This window comes from Amycolatopsis sp. NPDC051371 (genome assembly GCF_040682155.1).
Lineage (GTDB): Bacteria > Actinomycetota > Actinomycetes > Mycobacteriales > Pseudonocardiaceae > Amycolatopsis.
On sequence record NZ_JBFBAG010000032.1, the window covers coordinates 108,381 to 122,952 of the forward strand.

19 protein-coding genes are annotated in these 14,572 nt (G+C 71.0%); 12 read left to right on the forward strand and 7 right to left on the reverse strand.

Features of this window, described 5'->3' with window-relative positions:
* The first annotated feature begins 60 nt into the window (after positions 1 to 60).
* Positions 61 to 873 carry an SGNH/GDSL hydrolase family protein gene (locus AB0M59_RS33760; protein WP_364623563.1) on the forward strand — a complete coding sequence of 271 codons (813 nt, stop codon included), beginning with the start codon at positions 61 to 63 and terminating at the stop codon, positions 871 to 873.
* 1 nt (position 874) lies between these two features.
* On the opposite strand, the gene AB0M59_RS33765 is transcribed toward AB0M59_RS33760, so the two are convergent.
* Positions 875 to 1,660: a DeoR/GlpR family DNA-binding transcription regulator gene (locus AB0M59_RS33765; protein WP_364623565.1), complete on the reverse strand. Its 786-nt coding sequence runs from the start codon at positions 1,658 to 1,660 to the stop codon at positions 875 to 877.
* Positions 1,661 to 1,963: 303 nt separating this feature from the next.
* On the opposite strand from AB0M59_RS33765, the gene AB0M59_RS33770 reads away from it, so the two are divergent.
* Positions 1,964 to 3,193, forward strand: a complete 1,230-nt coding sequence (locus AB0M59_RS33770) for a DUF222 domain-containing protein (protein WP_364623568.1) — start codon at positions 1,964 to 1,966, stop codon at positions 3,191 to 3,193.
* A 458-nt stretch (positions 3,194 to 3,651) separates the two neighbouring features.
* On the opposite strand, the gene AB0M59_RS33775 is transcribed toward AB0M59_RS33770, so the two are convergent.
* Entirely contained in the window at positions 3,652 to 3,873 is a 222-nt protein-coding gene (locus AB0M59_RS33775; protein WP_364623571.1) for a hypothetical protein, read from the reverse strand.
* A 137-nt stretch (positions 3,874 to 4,010) separates the two neighbouring features.
* Here AB0M59_RS33775 and AB0M59_RS33780 point away from each other — a divergent pair, with 137 nt between their 5' ends.
* On the forward strand, positions 4,011 to 4,451 hold the full coding sequence (locus tag AB0M59_RS33780) for a GNAT family N-acetyltransferase (protein ID WP_364623574.1): 441 nt from the start codon (positions 4,011 to 4,013) through the stop codon (positions 4,449 to 4,451).
* Positions 4,452 to 4,453: 2 nt separating this feature from the next.
* On the opposite strand, the gene AB0M59_RS33785 is transcribed toward AB0M59_RS33780, so the two are convergent.
* Positions 4,454 to 5,101 carry a hypothetical protein gene (locus tag AB0M59_RS33785; RefSeq protein ID WP_364623577.1) on the reverse strand — a complete coding sequence of 216 codons (648 nt, stop codon included), beginning with the start codon at positions 5,099 to 5,101 and terminating at the stop codon, positions 4,454 to 4,456.
* A 707-nt stretch (positions 5,102 to 5,808) separates the two neighbouring features.
* Here AB0M59_RS33785 and AB0M59_RS33790 point away from each other — a divergent pair.
* Positions 5,809 to 6,963 (forward strand): lytic murein transglycosylase, encoded by a 1,155-nt coding sequence (locus AB0M59_RS33790; RefSeq protein WP_364623580.1) that lies wholly within the window; start codon positions 5,809 to 5,811, stop codon positions 6,961 to 6,963.
* 5 nt (positions 6,964 to 6,968) lie between these two features.
* A complete protein-coding gene (locus tag AB0M59_RS33795) occupies positions 6,969 to 7,226 on the forward strand; it encodes a hypothetical protein (protein WP_364623583.1) in 258 nt (85 codons plus the stop codon).
* Here AB0M59_RS33795 and AB0M59_RS33800 read toward each other — a convergent pair.
* Positions 7,223 to 7,993: a TetR/AcrR family transcriptional regulator gene (locus tag AB0M59_RS33800; protein ID WP_364623586.1), complete on the reverse strand. Its 771-nt coding sequence runs from the start codon at positions 7,991 to 7,993 to the stop codon at positions 7,223 to 7,225. The two genes, AB0M59_RS33795 and AB0M59_RS33800, sit on opposite strands and share 4 nt — an antisense overlap.
* Positions 7,994 to 8,060: 67 nt before the next feature.
* Between AB0M59_RS33800 and AB0M59_RS33805 the strand changes: the two genes are divergently transcribed.
* On the forward strand, positions 8,061 to 8,474 hold the full coding sequence (locus AB0M59_RS33805) for a DUF1992 domain-containing protein (protein WP_364623589.1): 414 nt from the start codon (positions 8,061 to 8,063) through the stop codon (positions 8,472 to 8,474).
* Here AB0M59_RS33805 and yidC read toward each other — a convergent pair.
* Positions 8,457 to 9,113: a membrane protein insertase YidC gene (gene yidC / locus AB0M59_RS33810; RefSeq protein WP_364623592.1), complete on the reverse strand. Its 657-nt coding sequence runs from the start codon at positions 9,111 to 9,113 to the stop codon at positions 8,457 to 8,459. The genes AB0M59_RS33805 and yidC overlap by 18 nt on opposite strands.
* Positions 9,114 to 9,176: 63 nt before the next feature.
* Positions 9,177 to 9,449, reverse strand: coding sequence for a DUF6412 domain-containing protein (locus AB0M59_RS33815; RefSeq protein WP_364623594.1), 273 nt, complete (start codon positions 9,447 to 9,449; stop codon positions 9,177 to 9,179).
* Positions 9,450 to 9,523: 74 nt separating this feature from the next.
* On the opposite strand from AB0M59_RS33815, the gene AB0M59_RS33820 reads away from it, so the two are divergent.
* The 5 genes from AB0M59_RS33820 to AB0M59_RS33840 all read left to right on the forward strand — a co-directional run bounded on the left by AB0M59_RS33820 (position 9,524) and on the right by AB0M59_RS33840 (position 13,385).
* Complete coding sequence (locus tag AB0M59_RS33820) at positions 9,524 to 10,645, forward strand: metallophosphoesterase (RefSeq protein WP_364623596.1); 1,122 nt, start codon at positions 9,524 to 9,526, stop codon at positions 10,643 to 10,645.
* A 95-nt stretch (positions 10,646 to 10,740) separates the two neighbouring features.
* Positions 10,741 to 11,400 (forward strand): DUF998 domain-containing protein, encoded by a 660-nt coding sequence (locus tag AB0M59_RS33825; protein WP_364623599.1) that lies wholly within the window; start codon positions 10,741 to 10,743, stop codon positions 11,398 to 11,400.
* Positions 11,397 to 12,191, forward strand: a complete 795-nt coding sequence (locus AB0M59_RS33830; RefSeq protein WP_364623602.1) for an alpha/beta hydrolase — start codon at positions 11,397 to 11,399, stop codon at positions 12,189 to 12,191. Before AB0M59_RS33825 ends, AB0M59_RS33830 begins: the two co-directional genes overlap by 4 nt.
* The gene (locus AB0M59_RS33835) at positions 12,191 to 12,709 is read left to right on the forward strand and encodes an O-acetyl-ADP-ribose deacetylase (protein WP_364623605.1); all 519 of its coding nucleotides are present in this window, start codon (positions 12,191 to 12,193) and stop codon (positions 12,707 to 12,709) included. The genes AB0M59_RS33830 and AB0M59_RS33835 overlap by 1 nt, the downstream gene beginning before the upstream one ends.
* 28 nt (positions 12,710 to 12,737) lie before the next feature.
* Complete coding sequence (locus AB0M59_RS33840) at positions 12,738 to 13,385, forward strand: HAD family hydrolase (RefSeq protein ID WP_364623607.1); 648 nt, start codon at positions 12,738 to 12,740, stop codon at positions 13,383 to 13,385.
* Here the strand turns inward: AB0M59_RS33840 and AB0M59_RS33845 are convergent.
* On the reverse strand, positions 13,375 to 13,842 hold the full coding sequence (locus AB0M59_RS33845; RefSeq protein WP_364623655.1) for an NUDIX domain-containing protein: 468 nt from the start codon (positions 13,840 to 13,842) through the stop codon (positions 13,375 to 13,377). The genes AB0M59_RS33840 and AB0M59_RS33845 overlap by 11 nt on opposite strands.
* Positions 13,843 to 14,047: 205 nt before the next feature.
* Between AB0M59_RS33845 and AB0M59_RS33850 the strand changes: the two genes are divergently transcribed.
* Positions 14,048 to 14,500: a DoxX family protein gene (locus AB0M59_RS33850; RefSeq protein WP_364623610.1), complete on the forward strand. Its 453-nt coding sequence runs from the start codon at positions 14,048 to 14,050 to the stop codon at positions 14,498 to 14,500.
* The last annotated feature ends 72 nt before the right edge of the window (positions 14,501 to 14,572 follow it).

Consider the following 14,572-nt stretch of genomic DNA (forward strand, 5'->3'; position numbering starts at 1 on the left):
ATGGCCGGGACGAGGCACAATCGTTCCGGCCACGCGATGGTGCGGGGAAGGGAGCCGAGGATGCTTCGTCGATTCTTAGCCATGGCCGCGGCGGTCGTCGCGGCGAGTTCCCTGCTCACGGCCCCGGCGGAAGCGTCTTCCCGCCACGGCGGGTATCTCGCGCTCGGCGATTCCGTCGCGTTCGGTTATCGGCCCGACGCCGGTGCGGCCTATCTGAACGCGGCCAACTTCAGCGGCTACGCGGAGAAATACGCGGCGCTGCGCGGGCTCCGGCTCGCGAACGCGTCCTGTCCCGGTGAGACGACGGGCAGCATGCTGGTCGTCAGCGCGCCGAGCAACGGCTGCGAAAACGGCTACCGGACGACGTTCCCGCTGCACGTCTCGTACGCGGGCGCCCAGATCGACTACGCCGTGCAGTACCTGCGGACCCACCGCGACACCCGGCTCGTGACGCTCACCATCGGCGCGAACGACATGTTCCTGTGCCAGGACACGACGCCGGACCACTGCACGGGCGCCTCGTTCACCGCCGCGTTGAGCCAGGTGAGCCGCAATCTCGCGGCAATCCTCTCCGCGGTGCGCGCCCAGTACCGCGGCGACCTCGTACTGGTGTCGTACTACTCGCTCGGCTACCGCGACCCGACGCAGGTCGCGCAGGTCAAGGCGATCGACGCGGCACTGACGCAGGTGACCCGCCGCTACCACGGCAAGATCGCGGACGGCTTCACGGCGTTCCGCCTGGCGTCCCTGCGCGCGGGCGGCGACCCGTGCGCGGCGGGGTTGCTGATCAAGCTGCCGGCCGGCGGCTGCGACGTCCACCCGACGGCGGCCGGCCACCGTGCGCTGACCGCGGCCCTGGCGTTCGCGCGCTGAGTCAGACGGCCTGGACCTCGACCCCGGCGGCTTCGAAGGCCCGCACGGTCGCGGGGTCGGCGTCGGCGTCCGTGACCAGGGCGTGCACCTGCGTCGTCTCGCAGATCCGGGCGAAGGCGCGCCGGCCCAGCTTCGAGCCATCGGCGACGGCGACCACGCGCTCGGCGCGTTCGACCATCAGCCGGTTGATGCTGGCTTCGCCCTCATGGTGGGCGAACGCGCCGGCGTCCGGGTCGAACGCGTCGACACCGAGGAACAGCAGGTCGACGGTGAGTTCACTGAGCACCCGCGTGGCCAGCGGCCCGCTCAGTTCGAACGACTGCGGCCGCGCGACGCCGCCGGTGACGACGATCTTGACGTTCGGCCGCACGGTCAGCTCATGCGCGATGTTCAGCGCGTTGGTGACCACGGTGATGCCGGGCGCATCACCCCGTCCGCCCAGGTCGGCCCGCATGGCCAGCGCCCTCGCGACGCCGGCGGTGGTGGTGCCCCCGTTGAGGCCGACGACCATCCCTTTCGCGGCGAGGGCAGCGGCGGCGGTGCTGATCCGCTGCTTTTCGGGGGCGTGCCGGGCGTTCTTGTAGCGCAGCGGGAGGTCATAGGCGAGATCGTTGGCGACGGCGCCCCCACGGGTGCGCGTGAGCAGCTGCTGTTCGGCGAGGTGGTCGAGATCCCGCCGGATCGTGGCGGCGGAGACGTCCAGCTCTGCGGCGACGTCCTCGACGTCGATCTTTTCCCGCTGCCCCAGCATGTCCAGCAGGGTGCTCAACCGTTCGTGCCGGGCCATCGGCGGTACTCCCTAGCTTGACTCTCGGCGCCCTATCGCGCAGTTCGTTGCGCTGTTGGTCGGCGTTTCGAGCAGTATGGTGCATTGGGGTTGATCCTTGCATGTGGGGCTTGGGCTCATCCCCGTGTGGCTGGTTTTAGGGATGCGGCTTCGCCGGGGCGTGGGAAATCGGCGCTATCTGTGGTTACTTCCTGCTCGGTGCTGGAGCGCCGATTCCCCACGCAACGGTGCCCCTGCCGGAGTTCATAGTGGATCACCCGGTCGTGTGATGAACATCTGTTCGTCTGCCGGTAATCTTGGTGTGTGGACAGCGAAACGGTGTGGAAAGCGGATGCGGTGGCCTTGGCCGACCGCATCTCCACGCTGCTCACCGTCGCGCGGTCTGCTGAGGCCGAGATTGGTTCTCTGCTGGCGGAAATCGAGTCGCGCGGTGTCATGGAACTCTTCGGATACCGTTCTGCGGCGCGGCTTTTCGAGCATCTGGCTGATGTATCCACGGCTGCTGCTGAGACTGTGGTGAAACGGGCCCGGGCTCTCAATCCCGGCCACAACCTTGACGGCACCCCGATTCCCGCCGTCGCTCCCGCCACCGGCGCCGCCGCGTTGGACGGCCGGTTGAGCACCCCGATGATCGACACCATCGTCGGCGTCATGATCCAGGTCCCGCCCGAGCACTGCGCTGACGTCGAGCAGAACCTGCTGTTCTTCGCCTCCGAGGCCGGATACAAGCAGGTCGCCGCCCTCGGGACACGCATCCTGGCGCACCTCGACCCCGACGGCGCCGAACCCGACTCCGCCGAACCGGCCACCCCGAGTCGCGAATTGTCGTTGCGGCGCAAAAGAACCGGGATCTGGGAACTGAACGGCCGCTTCGATGACGAGACCGGCACCCGCGCCAGCGCCCTCCTCGACTCTCTCGCCCAACGCCGCACCACCGACGAAGGCCCCGACCTCCGCTCCCCGCAGGAACGCTACGGCGATGCCTTCTCCGACGCCATCGACCTCGCGTTGAACTCCTCAGACCTGCCCATGCAGGCCGGCGAACGAGCCCACGTGATGGTCGCGGTCTCACTGCAAGACCTGAAGTCCGGCGTCGGCCGGGCCATCCTCGGCGACCTAGGGACAATGTCGGCGGCCGAGGCCCGCATCCACGCGTGTGACTGCAAGCTCATCCCCGCAGTACTGGGCGGCAAGAGCGAACCTCTCGACCTGGGTCACCAGCGACGCTTGATCTCCACCCCACTGCGCCACGCGCTGTACCTCCGCGACCGCGGCTGCGCCTTCCCCGGCTGCCATCGCCCACCCCGGCACTGTCAAGGTCACCACATCCGCCACTGGGCAGACGGCGGCCCCACCGAGCTGGGCAACCTGGTCCTGATGTGCGCCCACCACCACCGGCTACTGCACCGCTCCGGCTGGCAAGTCCGCATCGCCGCCGACGGGTTACCCGAGTTCCTGCCACCGGTGTTCCTGGACAAACGCCGAAAACCCAGGCGCAACAACCTCCACCAACCACTGCCGTTCGCGGCGTGAACAACCGAACACGGGAAAGGCCCGTAGCCAACCAGCTACGGGCCTACACCCTCGTCACATCTTCCAGCACTCGAGGCCAGCGGCGATGTGACAGCGGCGCCTACCGGCGAACGACTGGCCCGCGCGACCCGACCGCGACACCGCCCCCGGCCCGCAATCGAGCAGGTCTCTACTCCGCCCGGCCAACTCGCACGCACGACCGCGATCTCGCTTCTCCCCGAACCGCGCGGCCGGCCGCAGAAGCCAAGTCTCCACCCGAACCAAACGCCGGCGACTCACACCGTCAAGGCAGCGCACGCTCGCCGCGTCGACCAAGCGGACCGACTCCCTCCGCGGCGCCAGTCTTTGCGCATCATCAATCGTGCATGTTTTCGCATCGAGCGCGCACACGCGTGCATCCGGACACGCAAAAGGCCACCCTCGGCGAGGGTGGCCTGCAAGAAGAACGCGGCGAGGGGCTACCGCGGCTTGCGCCGCCAGAGGCCGGTGACCACGGCCAGCGCGCGGGACCGCGGCGTCCGGACGACGACCGGTTGAGGACCGACTCGGCGGCGCATCCGGTAGGCGAGCTCGAGCACCTCCAGGTCCTCGGGCCGGCGTCTGCCGTGGACGTCCGGCCGGAGCATCAGCTCCCCTACCGTGACGGGCTTGCCACTGGCATGGTGCGCCGTGCGCGCCATGGGGAACCTCCGCTGAATCGGACTACCAAGACCTGATGGCTGCTGATTCTATGAATCGGATTCGGGTTCGTCACCTTACTGGCCAGTTGTGTCCAGTGTGTCCGTCGAACCGGTCAGCCGGCGCGTTAGCCTGGCCCATGATCACTCTTGGGGGCCTCACCGCGGAAGACCGTCCGGCCTGGGAAAACCTGTTCGCCGGCTACAACACGTTCTACGGCAGGACGCTCGCGCCCGAACTCATGGACCGCGCGTGGCGCGAGTTCGGCACCGGCGAGCGGATGCACGCGCTGGGCGCGCGGCTCGACGGTGAGCTCGTCGGCATCGTGCACTTCTTCACGCACGTCAGCACGACGTCCGCCGACGTCTGCTACCTGCAGGACCTGTTCACCGACACCCGGGCGCGCGGACGCGGGGTCGGCCGGGCGCTGATCGAAGCCGTCGCGGACTGGGCGCGCGAGCAGGGCTGCGTCCGCGTCTACTGGCACACGCAGACGTCGAACACCACCGCGCGGCGCCTCTACGACCAGGTCGCCCTCGACAAGGGGTTCATGCAGTACCAGATCCCGCTCGAGCCCTAGCGTCACCGGCGGTGGCGGCCACCGCCGCCGCAGCCGTGGTGCTCCGCGGGCCGGCGGCCGCCGGAGATCGCCTGCCAGTCCGGAGAACCGCCGGGGCGGCCGCGCGACCAGATCGGGACGTCCGGAATTTCGTGCCGCACCGGAGCCAGCTGCTTCGGCGGCTTCCCGGCCGTCTTGCCGACACCCTTGCCGACGCCCTTCCCGACGATCTTGACCGCTTTCGCGAGCTTTCCGCGATGAGCGGGCGTGGGTCCGGAATTCGATGGTGCCTCGACGGCAGCCGGGACGATTCCGCCCGGATCGACAGACGGCGCCACGGATTCCGGAGCCGGCTTCGCGGGCGGTACCACGACGTCCGCCGGAAACGGCACCAGCGCGGCCGCCGGAGGTTCCAGCCCGACCGGCGGCCAGGCCGCGCCCGCGCCCCGCTCGACCGGCATCGACACCGCCGTAGCGACCCCGCCGGTCAGCGCCAACGCGCCGGCGACCACGGAGAACACCCGCAGCCGGGCCAAGGAGCGCAGCGCCTGCGGTTTCTCCCGGTGCCGCGGTCGAGCGTCCGTCATGCGGTAGCGGTCCTGCGCCGCGGCCGACCGGTCCAGCAGCTCGGCCACGGTGACCGCCTCGCTGCGCGGAGCCCTGCGTGTCATCAAACCCTCCACCTGGGCCGACCGGACGCGGGCACTGCGTCCGGTCGGCCGATCATAGGAATGGTCGAGGGTCCTGTAAAGGCTCGCTCACCCAGAGTTTCAGCCGAGCCGACCGCCACGCCGCGACTGCTTGGCCGGCATCAGCGGCCCGAGCACCTTGGCGTCGGAGGCCTGGGGGACCGCGTTTCCGCTCCAGCGCAGCGAGTGTGACCAGGTAATCGAGTTCGCCGGTTTCCGCGGCAAGCGCTTTCAGCGACGATTCGTCCCCGCGATCCGCGAACGCGGCGCGAATACCGGTAACGTCGAGCCGCGGGATCCCCGATCCACGCCGCGGTTCGACCGCTCGCCACCCGGGCGGCGGTACCGATGGCCGGCCGGGGTGCCGGTGGTGCACGACCCCCGGACAACGGCCTTGGGGCCGGTCGGTCCGGCGGCTTTCCTCCGGACGTGGGGCACCGCGGGATCGCCGTACCCGGTGTCCTGCCAGCCAAACTCTCCTCAGCGACCCGTTAAGTCCTGGTGAATGTGACAGATTCCCTACGAAGGTTTGTGCCATCAGGACGAACTTCGCTTCACAGCCCGGATTTCGCTGTGCCATTCGCCAAAGTTTGCTTCCATCGGATAGCTTGCTCCTACCGGTCAGTACCGGTGGGTGGGGCCGATCGGTGAGGCGATCAGCGAGAGATCGAGGGAAGCGGGGACGCACCATGCCGAAGCACCGGCCACGTCGCAAGGGCACGCGCGGGGTCCGCCGCACCGCGGTCGCGCTCGCCGGCGGCGCGCTCGTCGTGCTGCCCACGCTGACCACCGGCCTGCCCACGCCGGTCGTCATCGCCGGCGCCGGGGAGGCCCTGCCCGACCAGGCCGCTCCGCTGCAGCAGCCGAACATCGTCATGCCGCCCATCGCCGTCGACGGCAGCCTCCCCCAGCCGCCGCTGCCCACGCCGCTGGTGGTGCCCGGCGGGCACGCCGGCTCAGCGGGCATCTCCGGTCCGCTCGGCATCCCGGCGAGCATGCTCAAGGCGTACCAGAACGCCGCCGCGATCATCGCCAAGGAACAGCCGAACTGCCACCTCGACTGGGCGCTGATCGCGAGCATCGGCCGGATCGAGTCGAACCACGCGCGCGGCGGGTACGTCAACGCCAACGGCGACACGCTCGAGCCCATCCTCGGTCCGGTTCTCAACGGCGCCGGCGCCTTCGCCGCGATCCCCGACACCGACGGTGGCAAGTACGACGGCGACGCGGTCTGGGACCGCGCGGTCGGCCCGACGCAGTTCATCCCGGCCACCTGGAAGGGCTACGCCTCCGACGGCAACGGCGACGGCGTCTCGAACCCGAACAACATCTACGACGAGGCCTTGGCCACCGCGCGCTACCTGTGCTCCGGCGGGCTCGACCTCTCGACCGACGCGGGTCAGCGCATCGCGGTCCGCCGCTACAACAACTCGCAGTCCTATGTGGACACAGTGATGGCGTGGGCCGCGGCCTACCGCGGCGGCGTCGCCCAGCTGCCCGACAGCCAGGTGCCGATCGGCGCGCCCGACGCCCCGGACGCCGCCGCCGCGGGTGGCCCGGTCGGCGCACCCGCCCCGCCGGAGCCGCCGGTGACCGCCCAGCCGCCGGGCTCGCTGCCGGGAACGTCGACGCCGCCGGCCAGCACGTCGCCGTCGTCGTCCACCCCGACGACCACGCCGGGCACGACCGACCCGGCGACCACGCCGCCGCCGTCGTCGTCCACCACGCCGCCGCCGGAGACCACCAGCACCACGCCGACCACCAGCACCACGGCGCCGAGCAGCACCGCGGCCGACTCGGCGAGCACGCCCACCGAAACCACCACGACCAGCCCGACGGGCTGAGCCCGGTGGAGCCGTTCCTGGTGCACATCCGCTGCGACACCGACGGCTACACCCATGCCGTCACCGAGGACGAGTTCGCGGCGGGCCGGCGCGACGGGCGGTTCCGCGCGGTGTGCGGGCACGTGGTGCTGGCCGCGCCGATGATCGAGGCGCCCGGCCGGTTCGACCCCGTGTGCCGGGACGTCCTGCGCGGGGACGGCGCACCGGAACCCTCGGTGCCCCGGCAGGAACGCCGCCGGTCGAGGTGGCGCGCCCGCCGCTAGCCGACCAGTGCCTCGATGCCGTCGAGCATGCGGTTCAGGCCGAACTCGTAGGCCGTGTCGCCCTGGGCTTTCGCGTTTTCGTCGAACCCGCCGCCGAGCCAGATGCGGTTCATCGCCGGGTGCGCGTCGACCACGAAGTAGTTCTCCCAGAACGCCGAACGCTGGTGCCACCAGGCTTCGGTCGACTGTCCGGTGCTGCGCTCGAGGCGGGTGTTCTCCGCGCCGAGCGCCGCGTTCGCGTCGACGTACGTGCCGATCCCGTTGGCCGCCGCCACGGCCTGCCGCGGCGGCAGGCCCAGCTCGTCCATGATCGACAACAGGTACTCCTGCCCGGCCAGCTGACCGGGCCCGAGCGGCGGCCGGACCCGCGAAACCTCGCACAGCCACGGGTGGGTGCGGTACGCCCCGCGCGTCCGCTCGGCGTAGAGCGCCACCTGCTCGCGCCAGTCCGCCGGGCGCGGCTCGCCCGGCCCGGGCAGCCGCCGCTCGACGAGCACGTCGTCGACCATGAGGTCGACCAGCTCGGCCTTGCCGGGTACGTAGGTGTAGAGCGTCATCGTGCCGGCGCCGAGCTCCTTGGCGACGCGGTGCATCGACGCGGCGGACAGCCCGTCGGCGTCCGCGACCGCGATCGCGGCGGCGACGATCCGCTCGATCGTCAGCGTCGGGCGGCGGCCCCGGGTCGGCTCGGTGGCACCGCCGCGGGCGCGCCAGAGCAGCGCGAGCGTCCGGTCCACCTCTTCGGCGCCAGTGCGTTCGGCGGTCATGCGCTCCCCTCGCTCCTCCGCCCGAGATCTTACCCGGGCCGGCCGTCCGACCTGGCATTCTGGAAGCATGACCGGACGCAAACCGCCCAAGGTCTCCTTCCGCTGGTGGGTCGACCGGCAGATCGGCGAGGCCCGCGACCGCGGCGAGTTCGACGACCTGCCCGGCACCGGCAAGCCGCTGCCGAAGCCCACCGGCAACGACGCGGCGACGGACTGGGTGCTGCGGCAGGTCCGGGACGGCGGCCACGACGCGAAGGCGCTACTGCCACCGGCCCTCGCCCTCAAGCGCGAAGTCCAGGACCTGCCGGAGCGGCTCGCCGCCGAGCGGACCGAAGGGCGGGTGCGGGAAGTCGTCGCGGACCTCAACGAGCGGATCCGCCAGGCCTACCTCAACCACCACACCGGCCCGCCGCTCACCGTGGCGCTGGTGGACGTCGAGGAAGCCGTCGGGGACTGGCGGCGCTCACGAGCCGCGTCGTAGCAGCGCCCGTTCGGCCGCGGTCCACGCCGTCGTCGTGAGCAGGTAGATCCCGGCGGCCTGCGGCAGGACCAGCGTCGCGAGCACCGTGCCGTAGGGCAGCAGCCGCAGCAGCTTCCCGCCCGGGACCTGCGCGGTCGCGTCGCGGTGACGGTCCTGCCAGCGGACCGAGAACCACGCGACGACCGCCAGCCCGGCCGCGATCACGAACACGAGCGGGCTGCCGGCCAGGCCGTGCGCGCCCAGCGGCGTCCCGAACAGCGTCGCGCCGAGCAGCGAGTTGGGTTCTCCGCCCACCGTGGGCGTCGTGAAGAGCCGGTACATGATCGTGAAGAAGGGCAGCTGCAGCAACATCGGCAGGCAGCCGACGAACAGCGAGGTCCCGGACTCCTGCTGCAGCTTCGTCATCTCCGCGGCCAGGCGATCCCGGTTTTGGCCGTGCTTGGCCCGCAGCGCCTGGATTTCCGGCATCAGGGCGGCCCGGGCGCGCTCTCCGCGGGCCGCCGACCGGGCGAGCGGGTGCAGCAGCAGCCGCACGCCGAGAGTGAACGCGACGATGGCCAAAGCCGTGGACAGCGGGCCGGTGAACGCGTGGATCAGGTGGTACGCGCCTTCGACGGGCACGTCGAGAAAGCCGAACATGGGCAGCACTCCGCAAGAGTGGAAGGGATGTGGGTGAGCGGAATGGCTGCGCTGAAGAAATCCCTACGCAGCCGTGCTGCGGGAATCGGGTGCTCGTGGCCTGCTGCGCCCCGGGGCGCCGGGGTCGCGCAGGCGGATCGACTCGGCGCGCCGGGCCCGGCGGCGCAGGGCGGCGACGCGGCTGCGCACCGGCGCCGACCACAGGGCGACCTCGCTGCCGTGCGTGCTGCCGACCAGCAGCACGATGAGGAGGCTCGCCGCGGCGAGGGAGGCGAAGGCGACCAGCGCCGTCGGGCTGGTCACGACGGGGAACGCCAGCTCCAGCAACGTGTTCACGGCGGTCGTCCCCCTTCCTCCGCTCCCCAGGGTAGCGAAAACGCTAACAGCCCGTCGGGCTGTAATCTGGTTCGATGAGAGGGCAACTCGTCGTCGTGCCGATCCTGGCCATGCTCCTGCTGTTCGGCGTGCCGTGGTGGACGCTCGTCCTCGCGCCCGAGTGGGGCACCGCGGGCACGATCGCCGGCACCGCCGTGCTGGCGCTGGGCCTGGTCACGATGCCGGTCGCGATGTTCCGCGGCCACTCCCGGCACCAGAGCGATGCCGCCGCGCGCCTCGGCGACTCCCTGCTCGCCGTGATCTGGGTGCTGTTCAGCTGGTGCGTCCTGAGCCTGGTGCTGCGGGTCGCGCTGCTCGGCGTCGACGACCCGGCACGGTCGCGGATCGTCGCGGGCGTGACCTTCGTGATCGCGGCCGGGCTGCTCGTGCACGGCAACCGCGTCGCCATGCGGGTGCCGCCGGTGAAGGCGACCGACGTCGTCATCCCGCGGCTCGGCCCCGGGCTCGACGGCCTGCGCGTCGCCGTCCTGACCGACACCCACTTCGGGCCGATCGACCGGACGAAGTGGTCGGAGAAGGTCGTCGCGGCGGTCAACGCCCTCGACGCGGACGTCGTCTGCCACGCCGGCGACTTGGCCGACGGCGCGGTGGCGAAGCGCCGCAAGCAGGTCGACCCGCTCGGCGGCGTCCAGGCCGCGCTCGGCCGGTTCTACATCACCGGCAACCACGAGTACTTCGGCGAGGCCCAGGCGTGGCTCGACCACATGGAAGGGCTCGGCTGGGACACGCTGCACAACCGCTCGACGCTCCTGGAACGCGACGGCGACCGCATCCTGTTCGCCGGCATCGACGACCCGACCGGAGCGTCGTCCGGCCTGCCCGGCCACGGCCCCGACCTGGCCCTCGCGCTGGACGGCCGGCCCGCCGACGTGCCGGTGGTGCTGCTCGCGCACCAGCCGAAGCAGGTCCGCCAGGCGCGCGAAGCCGACGTCGACCTGCAGATCTCCGGGCACACGCACGGCGGCCAGATCTGGCCGTTCCACCTGCTGGTGCGCCTCGACCAGCCGACGCTGTCGGGACTGACCCGGCACGGCCCGACCCAGCTGTACAACAGCCGGGGCACCGGGTTCTGGGGACCGCCGTTCCGGGTCTTCGCGCCCAGCGAGATCACGCTCCTCACCCTGCGCGCCGCCTGACCCCAGTCCATGAAGGTGCCCTTCATGGACGCCGGTCCCACCGACAATTTTTTTTGTCTTGACAGTTTCAGTCATCGGGTGGCACGCTCTCCCGCATGACCACCACCGCGATCCGCCCCCAGTCCCTCGCTCCTTCGACCACCCGCGGCCTGCTGACCTGCGGGATCCTCGCCGGGCCCGTCTTCGTCCTCACCGGCGTCGTCCAAGGCCTGACCCGCGCCGGCTTCGACTTCACGCGGCACCCCGCGAGCGTCCTGTCGAACGGTTCGCTCGGCTTCGTCCAGATCACGAACTTCCTGGTCACCGGCCTGCTGACGATCGCCGCCGCGGCCGGGATCCGGCGCGTCCTGCCCGGCCGGTGGGGACCCAGACTCCTGACCGTCTACGGCGTCAGCCTGCTCTGCGCGGGCATCTTCCGCGCCGACCCGCAGGACGGCTTCCCGCTCGGCACCCCCGCCGGCCCGCCGTCGTCGATCAGCTGGCACGGGACGCTGCACTTCGTCGCCGGCGGCATCGGCTTCGCCGCTCTCGTCGTGGCCTGCTTCGCGATCGGCTCGCACCTCACGCCCGCGCGGGCGTGGTACTCCCGGCTCAGCGGGTTGCTGTTCCTCGCGGGCTTCGCGGGCGTAGCGTCCGGATCGACGAGCCCCGCCGTCACGCTCGGTTTCTGGGCGGCCGTGGCGATCGCCTGGACGTGGCTCGCCACCACGTCCGTCCACCTGATCCACCCGATGCCGCGAGGAGAGTCCCGATGAGCACGACGGTTTCCGCCGACGGCACGAAGATCGCCTACACCCGCGCCGGATCCGGCCCCGCGCTCGTCCTCGTCGACGGCGCGATGTGCTACCGCGGCTCGTCCCCCAACGACGCGCTCGCGAAGGAGTTGACCGCGCACTTCACCGTGTACACCTACGACCGCCGCGGCCGGGGCGAGAGCACCGATACCGGGCCGTACGCGGTCGAGCGCGAGGTCGAGGACATCGCCGCGCTGGTCAAGGAAGCGGGCGGGGAGGCGTTCCTGTTCGGCATCTCGTCGGGTGCGGCGCTGGCGCTCGAAGCGGCTCGCGGTCTCCCGGTGACGAAGCTGGCGCTGTACGAGCCCCCGTTCGTCGTCGACGGCACCCGGCCCCGCGTCCCGGCCGACTACCCGGCGCGGCTCGACTCTGCTTTGAGCGAGGGAAAGCGCGGCCAGGCGGTCAAGATGTTCATGACCGAAGGCGTCGGCCTGAGCGGCACGATGGTGGCGATGATGCGGATCATGCCGTTCTGGGCCAAACTCAAGCGAGTGGCCCACACAATCCCGTACGACACGGCTTTCGTCGTCGAGCACCAGTCGGGGGCACCGCTGCCGGCGGAGGCCTGGTCGGAGGTGAAGGTCCCGGCGCTGGCCGTGGACGGCGGCCGCAGCCCGGCCTGGATGCGCAACGGCGTGTCGTCGCTGGCGAAGGCGCTGCCGTCGGCGGAGTACCGGACGCTGCCGGGCCAGACGCACATCGTGAAGGCCGCGGCGCTGGCCCCGGTCCTGACGGACTTCTACCTCAGCTGATGCGCATCCGGATCCTCGACGCCGACATCACCACCCTCGAAGTCGACGTCGTCGTCAACGCGGCCAACTCCTCGCTGCTCGGCGGGGGCGGCGTCGACGGGGCCATCCACCGCAAGGGTGGCCCCGAGATCCTCGCCGCGTGCCGGAAGCTGCGGGCCGGGCACTACGGGAAGGGACTCAAGACCGGGCAGGCCGTCGCCACCACCGCCGGGAACCTGCCCGCGACCTGGGTCGTGCACACCGTCGGGCCCGTGTGGTCGAAGACCGAGGACCGCTCCGGGCTCCTCGCCGACTGCCACCGGAACTCGCTGCGAGTGGCGGGGGAACTCGGCGCCAAGACCGTCGCCTTCCCCGCCATCTCCACCGGGATCTACCGGTGGCCGCTGGATTCCGCCGCCGAGATCGCGCTGACCACCGTGCACCAGGCCGAGGCCGGCGGGATCGAGGAGGTCGTCTTCGCCCTGCGCGGCGAAGAGGCCATGACCGCCTTTCGGGCTCGTCACAACTCCCTTGCCTGAACGATCTCCGGCGAGGCAGGGTGCAGACGTGCCCACTCGCGCCCTGGTCTTCGACTTCGACGGCACCCTCGCCGACACCGAATCCGCCGTCCTGCAGTCGTGGCGGGAAGTCTTCCGCGAGCACGGGGTCGAGCTGCCGATGGCAGCCTGGTACGCCGTCATCGGCACGCAGCACACCACGGCCGCGATGTTCGCCCTGCTCGCCGAGCACGTCCCCGGCATCGACCCCGAGGCACTGCGGCCGATCACCCGGGCCCGCGTGCTGAAGCTGCTCGAAAAGCTCGGCCCGCGCGAAGGCGTCCGAAGCTACCTGGAGACCGCGAAAGAGCACGGCATCAAGCTGGCCGTCGCCTCCAGCTCGTCCGGGGCCTGGGTGAACCCGCACCTCGAACGGCTCGGCATCGCGCGCTACTTCGACGCCGTCCTCACCGGGGACCTCCACAAGGCCAAGCCGGACCCGGACCTCTACCTCGCCGCGCTCGACGCCCTCCGAGCGGAGGCGACCGAGACCATCGCCTTCGAGGACACGCCCCACGGCGTCACCTCCGCCAAGGCCGCCGGGCTGACCTGCGTCGCCGTGCCGAACGCCATCACCGAGAGCCTCGACTTCGGCCAGGCGGACGTCGTGCTGCCGTCGTTTACCGCCAAGCCCCTGGAAGCGCTGCTCAGCCGCTGACCAGCGCCAGCAGCCGGTCCAGGAACGGCAGCTGACCCTTCACCAGCTTCTCGCGCGCGACGTCGAGCGAGAACCACTCGACCCGGTCCACCTCGGGGAACTCCTGCTGGCGACCCGAGCGCGGCGGCCACTCCAGGGAGAACGTCCCGGGGACCACCGACGCCGGGTCGAGGTCGGCTTCGACCGCCCACGCCGTGACGACCTTGCCGCCCGACTGCTTCACCTCGCCCAGCGGGACGTACTCACCGTCGGGCGCGGGCAGGCCCAGCTCCTCCTCGAACTCGCGCCGCGCCGCGTGCTCCGGCGGCTCGTCCGGGTCCAGCTCGCCCTTCGGCAGCGACCACGCCGCCGCGTCCTTCTTCGCCCAGAACGGCCCGCCCATGTGCCCGAGCAGCACTTCGACGTCCTCGCCCCGCCCGCGGTGGAGCAGGAGCCCGGCACTGCGTTTGCCCGCCATCGCCCCAGTGAACCTCATTCAGCCGTCGTCCGGCGCAACGGCACCGCTCGTGCGCACGCTGCGGTCTGTAGCGCCGGCCTAACCAGAATGAGGTTCAGTCTGCCGAAAACTCGTCCGAGATTTTTCCGCGGGGTTGTCGATCCGGGGAGAACCCACTCGACGCGTAGGCAGAAGGCAAGGAAGAACCGAGGGAAGGAACCCCGCGATGACCACCACGATCACCCCCAAGACCCAGACCGCCGCCACCACCACCGAGCGCACGGCCGCCCCGGTCACCGGCGTCGTCGTCGGCGCCTCGCGGATCGTGATCTCGTTCCTGTTCGGCTTCCACGGCCTGCAGGGATTCGGCTTCTTCGGTGGCATCGACGGCCAGGGCGGCGGCGTCCCGTTCGGCTCGTTCCCCGGCTGGTGGGCCAGCGTCTTCGAGCTCGTGGGCGCCCTGCTGCTCCTGGTCGGGCTCGCCAGCCGGCCGACCGCGATCCTGCTCTCCGGGGTGATGGCCTACGCCTACTTCACCGTGCACGCCCCGATGGGCCTGCTGCCGCTGCAGAACATGGGCGAGCCCGCCGCGGTCTACTCGTGGATCTTCCTGCTGTTCGCCGCGATCGGCCCGGGCCGGTTCGCCGTGGACACGCTGATCAAGCGCCGCCGCCGCTGAACAGCCCGAAAACTCTGAAGGCCACCATCAGGGCACTAGATGCCCTGATGGTGGCCTTCAGAGGTTGAAAGG